At 72.3% G+C, this 16,701-nt stretch carries 16 protein-coding genes; 6 read left to right on the top strand and 10 right to left on the bottom strand.

The genetic code is table 11. The features are described 5' to 3' along the window. The first annotated feature begins 12 nt into the window (after positions 1-12). The gene (locus tag ACFQS1_RS01575) at positions 13-1,521 is read left to right on the top strand and encodes an MFS transporter (protein WP_378964042.1); all 1,509 of its coding nucleotides are present in this window, start codon (positions 13-15) and stop codon (positions 1,519-1,521) included. Next, on the top strand, positions 1,518-2,117 hold the full coding sequence (locus tag ACFQS1_RS01570; RefSeq protein ID WP_378964041.1) for an acyl-CoA-like ligand-binding transcription factor: 600 nt from the start codon (positions 1,518-1,520) through the stop codon (positions 2,115-2,117). Before ACFQS1_RS01575 ends, ACFQS1_RS01570 begins: the two co-directional genes overlap by 4 nt. Positions 2,118-2,313: 196 nt before the next feature. Here the strand turns inward: ACFQS1_RS01570 and ACFQS1_RS01565 are convergent, their stop codons facing one another. Next, entirely contained in the window at positions 2,314-2,847 is a 534-nt protein-coding gene (locus ACFQS1_RS01565) for a TetR/AcrR family transcriptional regulator (RefSeq protein ID WP_378964040.1), read from the bottom strand. A gap of 72 nt (positions 2,848-2,919) precedes the next feature. Here ACFQS1_RS01565 and ACFQS1_RS01560 point away from each other — a divergent pair, with 72 nt between their 5' ends. The 3 genes from ACFQS1_RS01560 (at position 2,920) to ACFQS1_RS01550 (ending at position 5,345) form a co-directional block, all read left to right on the top strand. Then, positions 2,920-3,591, top strand: coding sequence for an SDR family oxidoreductase (locus tag ACFQS1_RS01560; protein ID WP_378964039.1), 672 nt, complete (start codon positions 2,920-2,922; stop codon positions 3,589-3,591). Positions 3,592-3,729: 138 nt separating this feature from the next. After that, the gene (locus tag ACFQS1_RS01555; RefSeq protein ID WP_378964037.1) at positions 3,730-3,897 is read left to right on the top strand and encodes a hypothetical protein; all 168 of its coding nucleotides are present in this window, start codon (positions 3,730-3,732) and stop codon (positions 3,895-3,897) included. 29 nt (positions 3,898-3,926) lie between these two features. Beyond that, positions 3,927-5,345: a GntP family permease gene (locus tag ACFQS1_RS01550; protein WP_378964036.1), complete on the top strand. Its 1,419-nt coding sequence runs from the start codon at positions 3,927-3,929 to the stop codon at positions 5,343-5,345. A 135-nt stretch (positions 5,346-5,480) separates the two neighbouring features. On the opposite strand, the gene ACFQS1_RS01545 is transcribed toward ACFQS1_RS01550, so the two are convergent. From ACFQS1_RS01545 to ACFQS1_RS01525, 5 genes are all read right to left on the bottom strand, one after another. Beyond that, positions 5,481-6,326 carry an ABC transporter permease subunit gene (locus ACFQS1_RS01545; RefSeq protein ID WP_378964035.1) on the bottom strand — a complete coding sequence of 282 codons (846 nt, stop codon included), beginning with the start codon at positions 6,324-6,326 and terminating at the stop codon, positions 5,481-5,483. Then, positions 6,323-7,207 (bottom strand): ABC transporter ATP-binding protein, encoded by an 885-nt coding sequence (locus ACFQS1_RS01540; RefSeq protein WP_378964033.1) that lies wholly within the window; start codon positions 7,205-7,207, stop codon positions 6,323-6,325. Before ACFQS1_RS01540 ends, ACFQS1_RS01545 begins: the two co-directional genes overlap by 4 nt. Then, positions 7,204-8,277 carry a hypothetical protein gene (locus ACFQS1_RS01535; RefSeq protein WP_378964032.1) on the bottom strand — a complete coding sequence of 358 codons (1,074 nt, stop codon included), beginning with the start codon at positions 8,275-8,277 and terminating at the stop codon, positions 7,204-7,206. The genes ACFQS1_RS01540 and ACFQS1_RS01535 overlap by 4 nt, the downstream gene beginning before the upstream one ends. Continuing rightward, positions 8,261-8,752, bottom strand: a complete 492-nt coding sequence (locus ACFQS1_RS01530) for a sigma-70 family RNA polymerase sigma factor (RefSeq protein ID WP_378964031.1) — start codon at positions 8,750-8,752, stop codon at positions 8,261-8,263. Before ACFQS1_RS01530 ends, ACFQS1_RS01535 begins: the two co-directional genes overlap by 17 nt. A gap of 341 nt (positions 8,753-9,093) precedes the next feature. Beyond that, positions 9,094-9,537 (bottom strand): hypothetical protein, encoded by a 444-nt coding sequence (locus tag ACFQS1_RS01525; RefSeq protein ID WP_378964030.1) that lies wholly within the window; start codon positions 9,535-9,537, stop codon positions 9,094-9,096. Positions 9,538-9,752: 215 nt separating this feature from the next. On the opposite strand from ACFQS1_RS01525, the gene ACFQS1_RS01520 reads away from it, so the two are divergent. Continuing rightward, positions 9,753-11,579 (top strand): LamG-like jellyroll fold domain-containing protein, encoded by a 1,827-nt coding sequence (locus tag ACFQS1_RS01520; RefSeq protein WP_378964029.1) that lies wholly within the window; start codon positions 9,753-9,755, stop codon positions 11,577-11,579. Positions 11,580-11,664: 85 nt separating this feature from the next. On the opposite strand, the gene ACFQS1_RS01515 is transcribed toward ACFQS1_RS01520, so the two are convergent. The 4 genes from ACFQS1_RS01515 to ACFQS1_RS01500 form a co-directional block, all read right to left on the bottom strand. Continuing rightward, on the bottom strand, positions 11,665-13,293 hold the full coding sequence (locus tag ACFQS1_RS01515; protein ID WP_378964027.1) for a protein kinase domain-containing protein: 1,629 nt from the start codon (positions 13,291-13,293) through the stop codon (positions 11,665-11,667). Between the two features lie 9 nt (positions 13,294-13,302). Next, positions 13,303-15,399 carry a bifunctional polysaccharide deacetylase/glycosyltransferase family 2 protein gene (locus ACFQS1_RS01510; RefSeq protein ID WP_378964026.1) on the bottom strand — a complete coding sequence of 699 codons (2,097 nt, stop codon included), beginning with the start codon at positions 15,397-15,399 and terminating at the stop codon, positions 13,303-13,305. After that, positions 15,396-15,773 (bottom strand): hypothetical protein, encoded by a 378-nt coding sequence (locus ACFQS1_RS01505; RefSeq protein WP_378964025.1) that lies wholly within the window; start codon positions 15,771-15,773, stop codon positions 15,396-15,398. The genes ACFQS1_RS01510 and ACFQS1_RS01505 overlap by 4 nt, the downstream gene beginning before the upstream one ends. Before the next feature lie 156 nt (positions 15,774-15,929). Then, positions 15,930-16,553, bottom strand: a complete 624-nt coding sequence (locus ACFQS1_RS01500) for a maleylpyruvate isomerase family mycothiol-dependent enzyme (RefSeq protein ID WP_378964024.1) — start codon at positions 16,551-16,553, stop codon at positions 15,930-15,932. Positions 16,554-16,701 lie beyond the last annotated feature (148 nt).

Here is a 16,701-nt window from a genome sequence, read left to right as displayed (position 1 = left end):
TACTGTCAAAACATGGCAACTCCCAAATCGCGCTGGTACGCGCTGGCCGCCCTGGCCCTGTCCACGCTCGCCATCGGGCTGGACACCACGATCCTCAGCGTCGCGCTGCCCACGCTGAGCCGGGACCTGCACGCCACCACCGGCGACCTGCAGTGGTTCACGAACGCCTACCTGCTGGTCCTCGCGGCCGTGCTGCTCCCGGCCGGCATGCTCGGCGACCGCTACGGCCGCAAGAAGCTGCTGCTCGGCGCGCTCTTCGTCTTCGGCGCCGCCTCCGCCGCGTGCGCCTGGTCAGTCACCACCGGCCAGCTCATCGCCGCCCGCGCCGTGCTCGGCCTGGGCGCGGCCGTGCTCATGCCGCTTTCCGGCGCCGTGCTGACCGTGCTCTTCGACGACAAGGAGCGCTCCAAGGCGCTGTCGGTGTGGCTCACCGGGAGCGCGCTCGGCATCCCGCTCGGCCCGCTGCTCGGCGGCTGGCTGCTCGACAACTTCTGGTGGGGCTCGGTCTTCCTGATCAACGTTCCGCTGGTGGCGATCGCGCTGGTCGCGGTGACGCTCTGGGTGCCCGAATCGCACGGCGACCGCGCCCGCCGCTTCGACCCGCTCGGCGTGCTGCTGTCGGCGGGCGGCCTGGTGGCGCTCACGTACGGCATCATCGAGGCCGGCGACCGCGGCTGGGGCGATGCGCGCTCGCTGGCCACCATGATCGGTGGCGGGGCGCTACTTGTCGCGTTCGTGGCCTGGCAGCGAAAGGCGACGGCGGCGCTGGTCGACCTCGGCCTGTTCCGCTCCCGCGCCTTCACCGGCGGCGCGGTGCTCGCGACCATCGCCAGTTTCGCGATGCTGGGGCTGCTCTTCGCGCTGCCGCAGTTCTTCTCGGCGGTCGGCGGCCAGGACGCGTTCGGTTCGGGTCTGCGGCTGCTGCCGATCATCGGCGGCCTGCTGCTCGGCGCCCGTACGGCCGAGAAAGTTGCCGCCCGAGCCGGCAACCGCGTCGTCATCGCCGGTGGCCTGGCCCTGATGACCGCCGCGATGGTCGTGGGCAGCCTGACCGGCGCCGACAGCGGTTACGGTTTCGTCGCCGCGTGGATAAGTGTCGCCGGCATCGGGCTCGGCCTCACGCTCCCGCCGTCGATGGACGCCGCGCTCGGAGCGCTCACCGCGGAGCGCAGCGGCGTCGGCAACGGCCTGCTCCAGGCGATGCGCCAGGTGGGCGGCGCGATCGGCGTCGCGGTGCTCGGCACGGTCCTCAACAGCGCCTACCGCTCCGAACTGCCCGTCTCGTCCGGCCCGGTGCGCGAGAGCGCCTCCTCCGGCGTCACGGTGGCAACGCAGGCGCACGATGCGGGGCTGCTCGACGCCGTACGCGACGCCTTCACCCACGGCATGGACGTTTCCCTGCTGGTCGCGGCCGCGATCGCGGCGGCCGGCGCGATCCTCGCGCTGCTGCTGCTCCCGCGCCGCACGCCCGCCGCGCCGGTGGAGGAGGAACGACTCGTGCTGGCAGAATCGGGACTATGACGTCGTCCCTGCCGGCCGGTTTGCGGGAACGCAAGAAGGCGAAGACCCGGGCCGCCATCCGTGATCACGCGATGCGACTGTTCGAGGAGCAGGGGTACGCGGCGACCACCGTGGACCAGATCGCGGAGGCGGCCGAGGTCTCGCAGAGCACGTTCTTCCGATACTTTCCGACCAAGGAAGACGTCATCATCACCGATGACTACGACCCGCTGATCGTCGACGCGATCAAGGCCCAGCCGCCCGGCGTCAGCCCGGTGCGCGCCCTGCTCGAGGGCATGCGCTCGGTGTTTCTGCGGCTCACCCCGCAGGAGTGGGAGAGCGAGCGCCGGCGCCAGCGCATCTACCAGACGGTTCCCGAGCTGCGCGCCGCCGCGATGAACCAGACGGTCTCGGCGGTCGACATGCTCGCCGCCGCGCTGGCCGAGCGCGACGGAAAGCCGGCCGACGACCTGGTCTACCGCGTCGTCGCCGGCGCGATGGTCGGCGTCGTGCTGGCGGTCGCGCCGCCCGGCGCAACGGGCGGCTTCGAGGCGGCCGACTTCGCGCGGGTCGAGGCCGCCCTGGAGATGCTCGAGGAGCAGTTCAGGCTTCGCTGAGCAACTTTCGCCCGGGTCGGGTCGGGCTTCGCTGGGCAACTTCCGCGCCGGTCGGGTCCGGTTCTGCTGGGCAACTTCCGCGCCGGTCGGGTCCGGTTCTGCTGGGCAACTTTCGCGCCGGTCGGGTGGGAGGTTGCTGAGCAACTTTCGCGCGGGCGGATCAGGCTTCGCCGAGCGAATTTCCCCCGAGGGCGGTTCAGGCTTTGCCGAGCAGTTGCTCGCGGGCCGCCTCGAGGAGGCGGTCCGAGGTCTCGGTCCCGGCCGTCGCCCGGGCCAGCACCATCGCCCCGACCAGGGTGGCCACGGCGGCGTAGTCCTCGTGCCCGTCCGTGCCCAGCCAGCGCGCGTAGTCCTCGATCCCGGCCGCGTAGGCGGGCACCGCGGTGCTCTCCCGGCTCTCGTGGGCGAGATCGCCGCCGAAACCGGCCGCCGGGCAGCCGGCGCCCGGCGCGTCGCGGTGCTCGGGGGAGAGGTATCCGGCCACGAAACTTGCCCGGTCGGTCCCGCCGAGTCGGCCGGCGAGCTCCCCGAAGGCCTGCCCGACCGCCTCGGCCACCAGGGCCTCCTTCGAGGCGAACTGCTTGTAGAACCCGCCGTGGGTCAGCCCGGCCTCGGCCATCACGTCGGCCACGCTCACCCCGGCCACCCCGCGCTCGCGAAACAGCCGGGCGGCCGTCTCGACGACAAGTTTCCGGTTCTCTTTCGCCTGCGCCTGCGAAACCCTTCCCATGCCCACCAGTATAGATGTCGTGTGTCATCTATTACCTTGCCGGAGTTAGATGTTGGACATAATCTATTGCATATGGACCTGAAGAACTCCGTAGCCCTCGTCACCGGCGCCAACCGCGGCCTGGGCCGCCACTTCGCCGCCCAGCTGCTCGAGCGCGGCGCCAAGGTGTACGCCGGCGCCCGCGATCCCGAGACCGTCGACCTGCCCGGCGCCGTCCCGCTGCAGATCGACGTCACCGACCCCGCTTCGATCGAGCGCGCCGCGAAGATCGCCGGCGATGTCACCCTTCTGATCAACAACGCCGGATCGAGCACCCGCCAATCGCTGATCGACGGCGACCTCGACCTGATCCGCCTCGAGATGGATACGCACTACTACGGCACGCTCGCCGTGACCCGGGCGTTCGTCCCGGTCATCGAGGCCAACGGCGGCGGCGCGATCCTCAACGTGCTGTCCGTGCTCTCCTGGTTCCACCCGGCGGGCGCGGGCGCGTACAGCGGGGCGAAGGCCGCCGGCTGGGCGCTGACCGACGCCGTACGCGATGAGCTCGCACCCCGCGGCATCGCGGTCTCCGCGCTGCACGTGGCCTACATGGACACCGACATGGCCGCGCACGTCCCGGCCGACCAGAAGACCGATCCCGCGGTCGTCGCCACGCTGGCCCTGGATGGCGTCGCCGAGGGCCGCCCCGAGATCCTCGCCGACGACACGACCCGCGCCGTGAAGGCCGGCCTCGCCGGATAACCATCGACCGACGCGGTGGCGGCCGTCGAGCGGAGCTTCCGATGCGCCGCGAGCGCGCCTCCGAGGTGGGCGCCTGGGCGCCGCCGCGAGCTCGGCGGGTCGGGCCGCCGGCGGCGTGGCGACCCCGGCCCACGCCGGGTGGCCGGCGGCGACGAGCGCGACCGGCGGGATCGCGACAGCCAGGCCGGCGCGCGGCGCGAACGCCCAGGCCGCGTCGGCCGGCCGCAGACCGCCGCGGCGCGCACCTCCGGCCGGATCGACCTGGGCATTGTTCCTTTTACCCGCTTCGAAATCTGGCAAGATTGAAAACCGGCCGGCGGGGGTATCGCGCACGCATGATGCCCCTCGCCGCCGAGGCGATAACCGACGCCGGGAAAACTCAACTCGTGCTCGCCGCGGTGCTCGGCATCGCGGCCGTCGTCCTGCTGATCGCGTGGGCGAAGTTTCACCCCTTCCTCGCCCTGATCCTCGGCTCGGCCGTCCTCGGCCTCGTGGCCGGGGCCGCTCCGGGCGACACCGTCACCTCCTTCACCGACGGCCTCGGCAGCACCGTCGGCAGCGTCGGCCTGCTCATCGCGCTCGGCTCGATGATCGGGGCGCTGCTGGCCGAATCCGGCGGGGCCGACGGCATCGTCAAACGGATCGTCGAGCGGGTCTCCGGCTCGGCGCTGCCGTGGGCGATGGCCGGTGTGGCCGCGCTCGTGGGCCTGCCGCTGTTCTTCGAGGTCGGCGTGGTGCTGCTGGTGCCCATCGTGCTTCTGGTGGCCCGGCGTACCGACATCGGACTGCTGCGGATCGGCATCCCGGCGCTGGCCGGCCTCTCGGTGCTGCACGGCCTCGTGCCGCCGCACCCCGGCCCGCTGGTCGCGATCTCCAGCCTCAACGCCGACCTCGGCCTGACGCTGCTGTTCGGCCTGATCTGCGCGATCCCGACGGTGATCGTGGCGGGTCCGGTCTTCGGCAACTTCATCGCCAAACGGGTACGGGTGCCGGTGCCGGCGCTGCTCGAGCCGGTCGGCGCGGGCGCGGCGTCCGGCGACGAGGACTACGCGGAGGACGCGACCCGGCCGGATCGGGCCGACCGGCGCAACCCGGGCTTCTGGGCCGCCGTGCTGACCGTGCTGCTGCCGATCGTGCTGATGCTGCTGCGGGCGATCGGTGAGCTGACCCTGGAGAAGGGCAACGGCCTCCGCGGCGCGCTCGACGTGCTCGGCAACCCGCCGGTGGCGCTGCTGATCGGCGTGCTGGTGGCGATGTGGACGCTCGGGAAGCGCTCGGGCATGGACCGGCGCGAGACCAACGCGGTGCTCGGCGGCTCGCTGCCCCCGATCGCCGGCATCCTGCTGATCGTCGCGGCGGGCGGCGGCTTCAAGCAGGTGCTGGTCGACGCGGGCGTGGGCAACGTGGTCGCGGACGCGGCCCAGGACGCGCACATCAACGCGCTGCTGCTGGGCTGGCTGGTCGCGGTCGGCATCCGGCTGGCGACGGGCTCGGCGACGGTCGCGACGATCACAGCGGCCGGCATCGTGGCGCCGCTGGCGGCGACCCTCGACCGGCCGGAGATCTCGTTGCTGGCGCTGGCGATCGGGTGCGGGTCGCTGTTCTTCTCGCACGTGAACGACGCCGGGTTCTGGCTGGTCAAGGAGTACTTCGGGATGACCGTGGGACAGACCATCAAGACCTGGTCGATCATGGAGACGATCATCTCGGTGGTCGGCGTGATCTGCGTGTTCCTGCTGGATCTCGTCGTTTGACCGGCCGCGCCCGGCGGTGCGGGGCTGCTCCTTCTTTCGCTCCGGATTTCTGTCCGGTGCGTAAAGATTTCCGCAGCACGCCCGGCCGCCGAGCCAGGAGGACACCCTCGGCCGCCCCCTGGTGATCCCCGGGAGTCACAGGTCCCGGCGCGCCAGCGCCACCCCGGCGAGACCGAGGATTAGCGCTATCCAGGTCGCCGACCAGGCCAGATAGGCGAGGGTCACGCTGTTGGCGCTGATGAAGGGCGAGGCGCCCGCGCCCGAGGTGAGCTGCGCCATGGCGCTGGGGTCCTGGAAGGCGTTCATGGTGCCCTGCCAGAGGCCGTCGGTCGGCAGCAGCGCCCGCGAGACGGTGCCGACCCGGGCGACACTTTCGTTGCCGAGGTCCTCGCCGACCGTGCCGACCACCCCGGCGATCCAGGTCGCGCCGAAGAGGCCGACCGCGACGACCCCGGAGGCCATCGGTGAGACCACGGCCGACAGCAGCAGGCCCAGCGTGAGCAGCACGGTCGCCTGGCCGGCCAGCAGCGCCAGGCCGGTCAGCGGGTGCGGCGGCCAGTAGCCGACCGTCACCTTCACGATGATCAGCTGGGCGAGCCCGGCAACGGCGACGAAGCCGCTGCCGAAGACGACCAGCCCCAGCCACTTGCCCAGCAGGATCCACCCCCGGCGCACCGGGCGGGCCAGCATGGCCAGCGAGATGCCGGACTCGAACTCGCCGGACAGCGTGGGCCCGGCCAGGAACGCGGTGCCCAGCGCGGCGATCAGCGAGAGCCCGAACATGACGAGGTTCAGCACGATCGAGGCCACCATGCGGGCCTCGCCGGTGGTGAGCCCGCCGAACTCGGTGTCGATCCGCGAGAATCCCCAGGCGCTGAGCGAGAGCAGGAGCACGGTGAGCGCGGCGAGGGCCCGCAGCACGCGGCGGCGGGCCGCCTCCTTGAGCGTGAGCGCGGCGATGACGCCGATGGTCTTGATCATTTCGCCTCTCGCAGAATGTCGAGCAGCCGCTCCTCGAGGGTGATCCGGCCGGGCTCGACCGCGTGGATCCGGACGTCCAGCGCGACCAGGTCGGCCACCAGCGCCGGCACCTCGTCCTCGCCCGCGTCGAGCACGACGTATTCGGCGCCGTCGCGCAGGAAGTTTCCGAGCCGCTTCTCGGCCTCTTCGCCGACGTTGCCGAGCCGCAGGCGCACCTCGGGCCGCCCCAGCAGTTCGGGCAGCGTCCCGGCGGCGGCGACCCGGCCCTTGTCGAGGATGACGACCCGGTCGCAGACCCGTTCCACTTCGCCGATCAGGTGCGAGTTGAGCAGCACCGCCACCCCGCGCGCCCGGAGCCCGACCAGCAGGTCGCGCACGTCCGCGCGGCCGATCGGGTCGAGCGCGCTGGTCGGCTCGTCGAGCACCACCAGCTCGGGCCGGGACACCAGCGCCACCGCGAGTCCGAGCCGCTGCTGCATGCCCTTGGAGAAGCCACCCACCCGGTCACCGGCGCGATCGGCGAGGCCGACCTGGCCCAGGGTCTCGCGGCGCGCGGCCGCGGGGACGTCGGCGCCGGCCAGGCGTACGTGCAGGTCGAGCACCTCGGTCGCGGTGAGCCAGGGCTGGTAGCGGAACAGCTCGGGCAGGTAACCGACCTTGGCCCGCGAGGCCGGGTCCCGGCCCGGCCGGCCCAGCAGCAGCACCTCCCCGGCGTCCGGCCGCACCAGGCCGAGCAGCATCTTGATCACCGTGGTCTTGCCGGCGCCGTTCGGCCCGAGCAGGCCCACCACCTCGCCCCGGCGCACGGTGAGCGAGACGTCGCCGATCGCGGTGCGCTGCCGGTAGCGCTTGCGCAGGCCCGAGCACCACGCCGCGGTCATCGGCTCCATCGCAGCCCCCGGGCCACGCCGACCGCCTCGTCGGCGGAGATCGAGCCGGCCACGCCGGTGAGGTAGCCGCCGTCCACCCAGACCACGCCGGCCATCGTTCCGTCCTTGAGCGCCAGGACGGTGGCCGGCACGCCGTTGACGTCGACGGTTGCGGTGGTCTCGCTGGCACCCTTGACGATCAGTGACAGGGCGGCCGTCCCGCGCAGCTCAGTGGCGACCGATTCCGGCAGTCCGGGCAGGGACAACAGGTAGTCGCGGGCGGTCTCGAACGGGATGCCCGTGGAGTAGACGACCGGCGCGGCGACCCGGGCGACGACCATGGCCGGCACGCCGTGGCCCTCGGCCCAGATCGCGGCCAGGCCCGGCCCGGCGGTCAGCCGGAACTGGCTGCCGTCCATGCCCGCCGGGGGTGGCGGCAGCGGCTTCCCGGCGGCCGCGGCCGTTCGCGCCGCCTTCGCGGCCTGGAAGGTGAAGGTCGCGACGGCACGGTCGCCGACCCGGTACGACGGCGACCCGGTCACGCCGCGCGGCAACTTGCCCACCTGGGGGACGGGCAACCCGGTCGCCTCGGTCGCCGCCGCCGGGCCGTCCACCGCCCGCACCCGCGCCGGCTTGGTGAGCTCGACCGTCCCGTACGCGGAAAGGTCGGGCAGCGCGACCAGGTCGCCCGGGGTGACCACCACCGGCGTGACCCGCTCGGCGCGGAAGATCGGCAGCCAGTCCGCCGCGGCGGCGGCCCCGGCGCCCGCCAGCACGACCGCCGCCGCGACCCCGGCCACGATCGGGCTGCGCAACTTCCTTCCCGGATGGCGAAACTTTCCCGGCGCCGCGGTCGTCGCGGACAGTCGCCGCCAGGCCGCGTCGACGTCGGTGCCGGCCTCGATGTCGTCGGCGCCGGCCTCGGCGTGCAGCGCGTGCGCGGCGAGATCCGCGTCGCTTTCCGCGGCCGCCAGCCCGGCCCGGCATTCGGCGCAGCCCAGCACGTGGTGGCGGGCGGCGTCCGGGACTCCGTCCGGCTCGTCGACCAGCCGGCGCAGCGTGCCCTCACTCGGATGACGCATGACGGTTCAACTCCTTCCGCAGCGCGGACTCGGCGCGTCGCACGGTGGTGCCCACGCTGGCCGGAGAAAGATCGAGAGCGGCCGCGACCTCGGCGTAGCTGAGCCCGCTGTGCCGCAGGACAAGGGCGACGGCCTGTTTGCGGGGCAGGCGGGAAAGGGCCGCGCGCACCCGGCGCCGCTCGTCGAGAGCGACCACCGCGTCCGCGACATCGGGCGAGAAAGTTTCGCCGTTCCCGGCGGCGTTCTCCCGGCCGGCCCGGCGCCGGCCCGTCCGCAGATGATTGAGCGCCGCGTGCGCCGCGGCGACCGACAACCACGGCAACGCCTCGTCGCCCGGCACCGATGACCGGCCGAAACTCAGGAAAACCTCCTGGGCCACGTCCTCGGCCTCGTCGCGTGACCCGAGCACCCGGGCCGCGACCGCCACCACCCGCGGATAGGCGGCGCGGAAGACCTGCTCGAGGTCGTTCCGCACGGCCGGTCGTCTGAAAACGGCCACGCCACCCTTCCGTTCGCCCCACCACATCCCTGCAACGTCCACATCCATGAAGCACCGCCGGGCCGGAAAATGTGACAGCTCCCGGCACAGTCCCATGCGCACCGGCGAAGCAGCGAGGACACGGGCGAGCGGGCGTTCGCGCGGACGGGGCGGGACAGCGCCGGGCGTTCAGACGCAGACACGGCGGGGCTCACGCGAAGGACGGAGCGGGCGAGATAAGGCCGCGCGTAGAGGCGCGGACGGGGGCGGCTGTCGTGAGGCGCGTGGGCGGGCGTCCGGGCGGACGGGCGGCCTGCTCAGGCGGACACAGCGGGCGCTCAGGCCGACGGGCAGGCGGAGTCGAGCTTCTGGCCCACGGTCTGGAAACCACCGTTCGCGTACGCCTTCGGATCCGGGCCCTGCGCCGCGGCCGTCAGGTCGGCGGACATCGCACCCAGCGCCTCCTTCAGCGCGGGGTCGGTCACCCCGGCGGCCTCGGCGTCCAGCTTGGCGGCCATGCCGGCGAAAGTGTCGCGCAAACCTTGCCGGTTGTGCTCGCCGTCGCCGCGCACATAACCGGCGAGCCGCACCGCGCCGTCGGTGAGGATCTTGTAGGCGGCGGTGCACACGTACTTGGGCACGCCGGCCGAGCCGGACGGCGTCGGCGCCACGCTGAACGGCACGGGCACGCTCTCGGGCGAGATGTCGATCGAGCAACCGGCGGCCAGGGCCGCCGTCGCGACCAGGGCGAGGGGCACGGCGGCGAGGCGGGGTTGCGGCACGGCGTTTCTCCCTCTTTCTCTCACGCGTACGTCGGAAACTTCGCGCGTACGCCGGGAAGCTTTCTTGCTCACGCGCGTAAGTCGGAAGCATAAGTTCCCTCGGCACAAGATATTGAACGTACGCTATGGGGCTTCGACCGGGTTACCCCTTCGGTCGTATTTGCCACCCTTTCGGTTGCGCATCTTCGGCGCCGGAACCGCCGTTGGGGTGCAATGTGCTCAACTTGCGGAAAAGCGGTAAATCGCTCGTTCGGCGGACGCTGATCGTCGGCGTCGCGACGGTCGTGGTCGCGGCCGGCGGCGCCGCCCTCGCCGAGGTCGTCTCGCCCGACCCGGTCACCTCGCCGTCGTTCAACGGCCCGGTCTACGCGGTCGCTTATCGGGGCAGCACCGTCTACGTCGGCGGAAACTTCACCACCGCCAACGCCGGCGGCAAGAAGGTCGCCCGGACCCGGCTCGCCGCCTTCGACGCCCAGACCGGTGCGCTGCTGCCGTGGAGCCCCAGCGCGGACGCGAACGTGCGCGCCCTCGCCGTCGAGGGCGACGTCGTGTACGCGGCCGGCGACTTCGACACCGTCAACGGCGAGCCGCGCGACGCGGTGGCCGGGATCGACGCGACCAGCGGCCAGGCCACCGCGCTGCGGCACACCGTGCTCGGCCAGCCCAACGCTCTGGTCACCGGCGCGGGCCGGCTCTACGTCGGCGGGCGGATCACCGCGGTCGACGGGGTTCCCCGCGCCAACCTGGCCGCATTCACGCTGGCCACCGGTGCGCTCGACCCATGGGCGCCGACCACGGACGACTCCGTGAACGCGCTCGCCTTCGCGGGCGAGCGGGTCTATCTGGGCGGGCGTTTCCACAAGGTCAACGGGGTGCGGTCCACCCTTCGCCTCGGCGCGGTCGACCCGGCCACCGGCGTACTCGACCGGGGTTTCCTGCCGAAACCGGTGTCGCAAGTTTTCGCGCTCGCCGCCGACGCCACCGGGGTTTATGCCGCCCTCGGCGGCCTGGGCGGACGCGCGGTTGCCTATACCCACGCGGGCGAGACGCGATGGACCCGAGTTTTCGACGGCGACGCGCAAGCGATCGCCGAGCTCGACGGCACGACCTATGTGGGCGGGCACTTCGACAAGGCGTGCACCACCTCGAACAACGGGGTCAAGGGCGTGTGCACCGACGGCTCGGTGCCGCGCGGGAAACTTGCCGCGATCGACAGTCAGGGCAACCTGCTCGACTGGTCGCCGCAGGCCAACGGCGTCGCCGGAACCCGGCAGCTGGCGACCAGCGCGGCGCTCGGCGCGATCAGCGCGGTTGGCGACTTCACCGTGGTCGGCAGCGTGAGCCGCAAGCGGTATGTCCAGTTCGCGGGGGTGACGCCGCACGCGGAGAGGGCCACCGCGGCCGCCGATCACGTGGCTTCGTACAACTTCGACACGACGATCGCGGACGGAACCTTCGACGACGGGTCGGCGCACGGGCATCTGCTGCGCGCCGTGACGCGCAACGGCGGGAAGATCACGCTCACGCCGCACGGCACCGGGCAGGCACTGACCTTTCCGGCCAAATGCACCGGCGCGGACTGCCCGCGACTCGTGCTGCAGGCGGCCGACACGCCCGACCTGAACCCGGGAACCAGAAACTTGCGCTACGGCGCAGCGGTGCTGCTGGCGCCGGCCGAGACGGCCGGCGGCGAGAACATCCTGCAGAAGGGGTACTCGACCGGCGGCGGACAGTACAAGCTTCAGGTCGACGGGGTTTCGGGCAAGCCGAGCTGCGGCATGGCCGGCGGATCCGAGACGGCCGTGCACATCGCGCGCAGCCGTCAGTCGATCGCGGACGGCAAGTGGCACACCCTGGAGTGCCGCCGGACCGGGCCGACGCTGTCGATCGTGGTGGACGGGCTGGTGCAGGCGAGCGAGGCCGTGCCCGCGAACCTCGCCGTCGCGTCGGCTCAGCCGTTCAGCATCGGCGGCAAGGGCGTGGGCGCCGACAACGACCAGTTCCACGGGTCGGTCGACGACGTCTGGATTCACATCGGCTGACCAGCGCTCGAGGTTCGGACGGGGTGCGCGTGCGGGTGGCGACGACCGATCCGGTCGACGTCGCGTAGATGAACGAAGCGAAGGCTCAAGCAGTTGCCGTCGCGGCGGCCTGGGCGTTCTCGTCGCCCTGGTCGCCGCCGCCACTGCCGCCGCTCCCGCTTTCGCTACTTCCGCCTCCGCTGCTCCCGCTTGCGCTGCCGCCTCCGGTCCCGCTGCCGCCTCCGGTCCCGCTGTCACCACTCCCGTTCGCGCTGCCACCGCTTCCGCCGTCGCCTTGATCCCCGCCGCCGGTGTCCGCGGTGGTGGGATCGGTCGGGTCGGGCTCGGCGGGCGCCGTGGAGGTTTCCTTCGGCGCCGACGTGGTCGCCTCGGTGGTGGGGTCCGGGCTCTCGGCCGGGGTGGTGGCCGGGGCCGGGTCGCCGGCGGGGTTCGTGGTGGCGGTGGCCCCGGGGGTGGTGCCGGCGCCGGGCTTCGTGGTTTCGCGGGTGCCGTTCTTCTTCGTCGCGTTGCCGGCCGGGGCGGCGGGGGAGACGCTCGTGCCGCTGGTCGTCGCGTTCGCCGGGGGAGTGGTGGGCAACTTTCCGCCGGTGTTGGCAAAAAGCACGGCGGCGAGAGTGCCCAGCACGATCAGGGCGGCCGCGGCCAGCGAGATGTTCCGCCGCTTGTGGTTGGGCGCGCCCACCCCGGGGCCGCCGGGTGTCCATGGTGTTCCCGCCGTTCCGGGCGCACCCGCCGTTCCGGGCGCACCCGCCGTTCCGGGCGCGCCTGGCATTCCGGGCGCTCCCGGCGTCACGGGCAAGATGGCCGTGCCGGAGCCCGCCGCGCCCGCGGCACCGGCGGCGTCCGCGGCACCGGCGGCGCCGAGCAGGCCCGTTGCCGCAAGGATCGCCGTCGTGCCCGCGCCCGTCGAGGCCATCTCCGCCGCGTCGGCCATCGCCGCCGCCGACGGGAAGCGGTCCGCCGGGTTCTTCGCCATCGCGGTCTGCACCACGGTGCGTACCGCCTCGGGGACCTCCCCGGGCAGCGGCGGCGGCTCCTCCTTCAGGTGATGCAGGGCGATCTGGATCGGGTTGTCGCCCATGAACGGGGGGTGCCCGGCCAGGCAGTGGTAGGCGACGCAGCCCAGCGCGTACACGTCGGCCGAAGGCCCGGTTGTTTCCTTGGAAACTTGCTCGGGTGCGATGTAAAGGGCGGTGCCCACCACCTCTTTCGCCCCGGTCAGCGCGGCCGACTCGGCCGAGCGCGCCACCCCGAAGTCGACCAGCACGACCGTGCCGTCCGGCTTGATGATGAGGTTTCCCGGCTTGACGTCGCGGTGCACGATGCCCGCCTGGTGCGCTGCCTCGAGGGCTCGGCCGGCCTGCGCCACGATCGACATGGTCTCGGCGGGCGTCAACCGGCCCCGGGCCGCGATCCGCTGGTTGAGCGCCTCGCCCTCGACGCGGGCCATCACGATGTACGCGTCCGGCCCGCTCTGCCCGTAGTCGTAGACGTCCGCCACCCCGGGGTGGTGCAGCACCGCCATCGCCCGCGCCTCGTGCTTGAAGCGGGTCTGGAAGCCGGGATCCTCCGCCCGGCCGGCGTGCAGCGTCTTCACGGCGACGTCGCGGCCGAGCACCGTGTCGGTGGCCTGCCAGACCTCGCCCATGCCGCCGGCCGCGATCCGGTCGTCCAGCCGATATCGATCACCGAGAACTTCTCCAGGGTGGGGCATGCTGTCCCTCTACCCACTCGGCGCGGCGCTGAAATCTCCCGTCCGGCGTATCTTCTGCCAGCCCAGCCGCCGCCCGGTCAGCGCGGCGAGCGCCGAGGAGAGCAGCACCGCGTACATCGCCTGGCGGTAGACGATCTGCTGCAGCGGCAGCGTCCACAGCGGGCGCAAACTTTCGTGGTCGAGACGGAAAGCGAGCACCGCGGTGAGCGTCTGGACCAGCAGCATGGCCAGCCAGCCGAGCAGCGTGATCCGCCGGTCCAGGAAGATCAGCCCGTACACGGCCATCAGGTCGATCAGCGGAGCGAGCAGTGGCAGCACGACGCTGAACAGTGCGATGAACGGAATCCGCGTACGGCCGAAATGACCGTGCCGATGTTTCCACAACGCCTGCATCGTGCCGTAGCTCCACCGGTATCGCTGACGCCACAGCTGCCGCGCGGTGGCCGGCGCCTCGGTGTAGGCGATCGCGTTCTCCTCGTAGACGACCCGCCAGCCCGCCTGCTGGATAGCGAGGGTCAGGTCGGTGTCCTCGGCCAGGGTTCCGGTGCTCAGCCCTCGGGTGTCGTCGAGCGCGGCGCGGCGGTACGCGCCGAGCGCACCCGGGACCGTCGGGATGCAGCCGAAGGTGTCGTAGAGCCGGCGGTCCAGATTGAAGCCGATCACGTACTCGATGTGCTGCCATTTTCCGAGCAGACCACCCCGGTTGCTCACCTTCACGTTTCCGGCGACCGCGCCCACCTTCGGATCGGCGAACGGCTGGACCAGCTTGTGCACCGAGTCGGGCAGCAGCACGGTATCCGCGTCGACCATGACGATCAGGTCGTCGCTGGACAGCGCCACGCCGGCGTTCAGCGCCCGGGCCTTGCCGCCGCTCGGGATCCGGACAACCCTGACATTCCCGATTCCCTCCACGGCATCGGCGGTGCCGTCGGTGGACTCGTCGTCGACCACCAGGACCGATACGTCCGGGTGCGCCGAGCGGGTCATCGACGTCACGGCGGGGACGATCGTCTCGCGCTCGTTGTAGGCCGGCACCACGATCGTCACCGGGTCGCTCACCTCCGGCCCCCACGACCAGGCCGGATCGCGCCGCCGCCGGGCGTGCGCCACCGAGAACACGAAGAGGATCAGCGTGCGGACCACGATCAGGCCGCCGGCCAGGATCAGCAGGATCCAGAGAAGCCGCAGGACGGCGTCCGAGCCGCGTACGGTCCAGGCCAGCGCCCGGCCGCGCCAGATCTCCGCCGTACCCGCCGCCGGGTTGGGCTGCCCGCTCACCGTGCGGAACCGGTAGCCGCGCTGCTGCAGCAGCGGGATGAGCCGGTCGAGGGCGGCCACTGTCTGCGCGCGATCGCCGCCGGCGTCGTGGAACAGCACGATCGCGCCCTCGTCGCCGCGGGGCGTCGCGTTCCGCACGATCCGGTCGATGCCGGGCCGCCGCCAGTCCTGGCTGTCCAGGTCGTCGAGCACGGTCAGGTAGCCCTGCGCGCCGACCGCCCGCACGGTCGCGTAGTCGTCGTCGGTGAGCGCGTCCGCCGTCGACGAGTAGGGCGGGCGGAGCAGCGCGGTTTCGCGGCCGGTCGCGTAGGCGATGGCGAGCTGGGTCTGCGAGCTCTCCAGTTGTCTCCGCCATCGCGAAAGTTGCGCGAGATCCGGGTGGGTGAACGTGTGCGAGCCGATCTCGTGGCCCTCGGCCGTGATCCGCCGCGCCAGCTCGGGATGCCGCGCCACCTGCGACCCGATGACGAAGAAAGTTGCCGGCACATGATGCTTGGCGAGCACGTCGAGGATCCGCGGCGTCCACGTCGGATCGGGCCCGTCGTCGAAGGTCAGCGCGATCGTCCGGGCCGGCATCCGCTGCGAGGTGGGCTGCCCGCCGTCCACGCCGATGATCGGCCCGCCGTCCTGCACGGCCGTGGGCACGTCGCTGGTCGCGGTGGAGCGCGGGGTGGTGCCGTCCGGGCTGAACCCCGCGTCGGCGTACACCTCGACCACCACGACGGTCCCGATCACCAGCAGCGCCACCAGCGCGAACAGCAACCGCGGGCCGCGCCGGGGCGGTCGCGGCGCGGTCTCGGCCGGAACCGGCGTCCCGTAGATCGTCACCGGGACCCCGCAACGGACGGCACCGGCCGCGGCGGCGGTGCGGCCGGCCCGACCAGCTGACTGACCCACACCACCGCCAGCGCCAAGATCAAGAGCACCCCGATCGCGTACGCGAACGCGCGCACCCGCCGGCGCCGGGCTCCGCTCGGGTCCACGAAGACCGGCTGGGTGAACGACACGTCGTGCTCGACGATGCCGGTGACCGCGTGTTCGGGCAGCTGGGCCTTGCCGACCGCCTGCCCGATCTTCGCCCGGCCGCGCGGAGGCCGCCACACCGGAGCCCGCCCGGTCGGCTTCTCCTCGGCCGCCGGCTTTTCCCCGGCCGCCGGCCCGCTTTCCTCCTCGGCGGTTCGCCGGCTGTCCTCCCTGGCCATTGGCCGGCTTTCGTCCTCGGCGGTTCGCCGGCTTTCCGCCCTGGCAGCGGGCCGGTTTTCGTCCTCGGCCGTTCGCCGACTTTCCGCCCCGACTTTCCGCCGACTTTCCTCCGCGCTCACGCATCGACGCTAAGAGAAGCGGCCCGAGCCCGCATCTCAGCCGGAGAACCGTGCCGCGGCCGTACCCGTCAGAAGGGCGGCCGGAATCCGCCTGCCGCACACCACCAGCAGCAGGTCAGCGGCGCTGCCGCGCAGCGGCGTGCCCTGACCGAGACTCCAGTCGAGGTCGTCCGCCTCGAGCCGCACGCCGGACAGATCCGTTCCGAAGTAGCGAATGTTCTTGCCGGTCATCGAGTCCAGGACGATCCGCACCCGCGACGCCGGCGGGCGCCGGTCGAGGCCGAGCCCCACCGAGATGTCCAGGCCGTGGATGACGTCGTGGGAGAGCGCGCCCACGATCCCGCCGCCCGGCGGCCGCCACGGGTGCTCGGCGTTGTCGCGCAACGAGGCCAGCAGCTCCTCGTCGCTCAGCCGATCGGTGTCGCGCCGGGCCTGCCGATCCGCCATCCGATGGAAGTTTCCGCGGGCCCGGACCATCCCCATCGCGAAACTTGCCGCCGACATCCGGAACGGCATCGTCATGTGCGCGACCACCTCCCGCACCCGCCAGCCCGCGCACAGCGACGGTGCCGCCCACTGCTCCGGCGTCAGGTCCGCGAGCATCGCGGCCAGCTCGGTCCGCTCCGCCACCACCGCGTCCCGCGGCGTCCGATCGTCCATGTCTGTCTCCTCCGGCGCGCGCCCCTCGGCGCGCTTCGGAAAGATGTACGCCCGGCCCGGGCCGAACTAATCGGTCGCGGCCAAATCCGTTGCCGGCTCGCCATCCCTGGCCGTACCTTGTCAATCACCGACCGATTCGCAGGCGCAG

Origin of the sequence: Paractinoplanes rhizophilus, from assembly GCF_042664765.1 — a bacterium.
Lineage (GTDB): Bacteria > Actinomycetota > Actinomycetes > Mycobacteriales > Micromonosporaceae > Actinoplanes > Actinoplanes rhizophilus.
The sequence above is the reverse complement of the archived record's forward strand: the minus strand, read 5'-3'. Positions and strand labels throughout refer to the sequence as shown.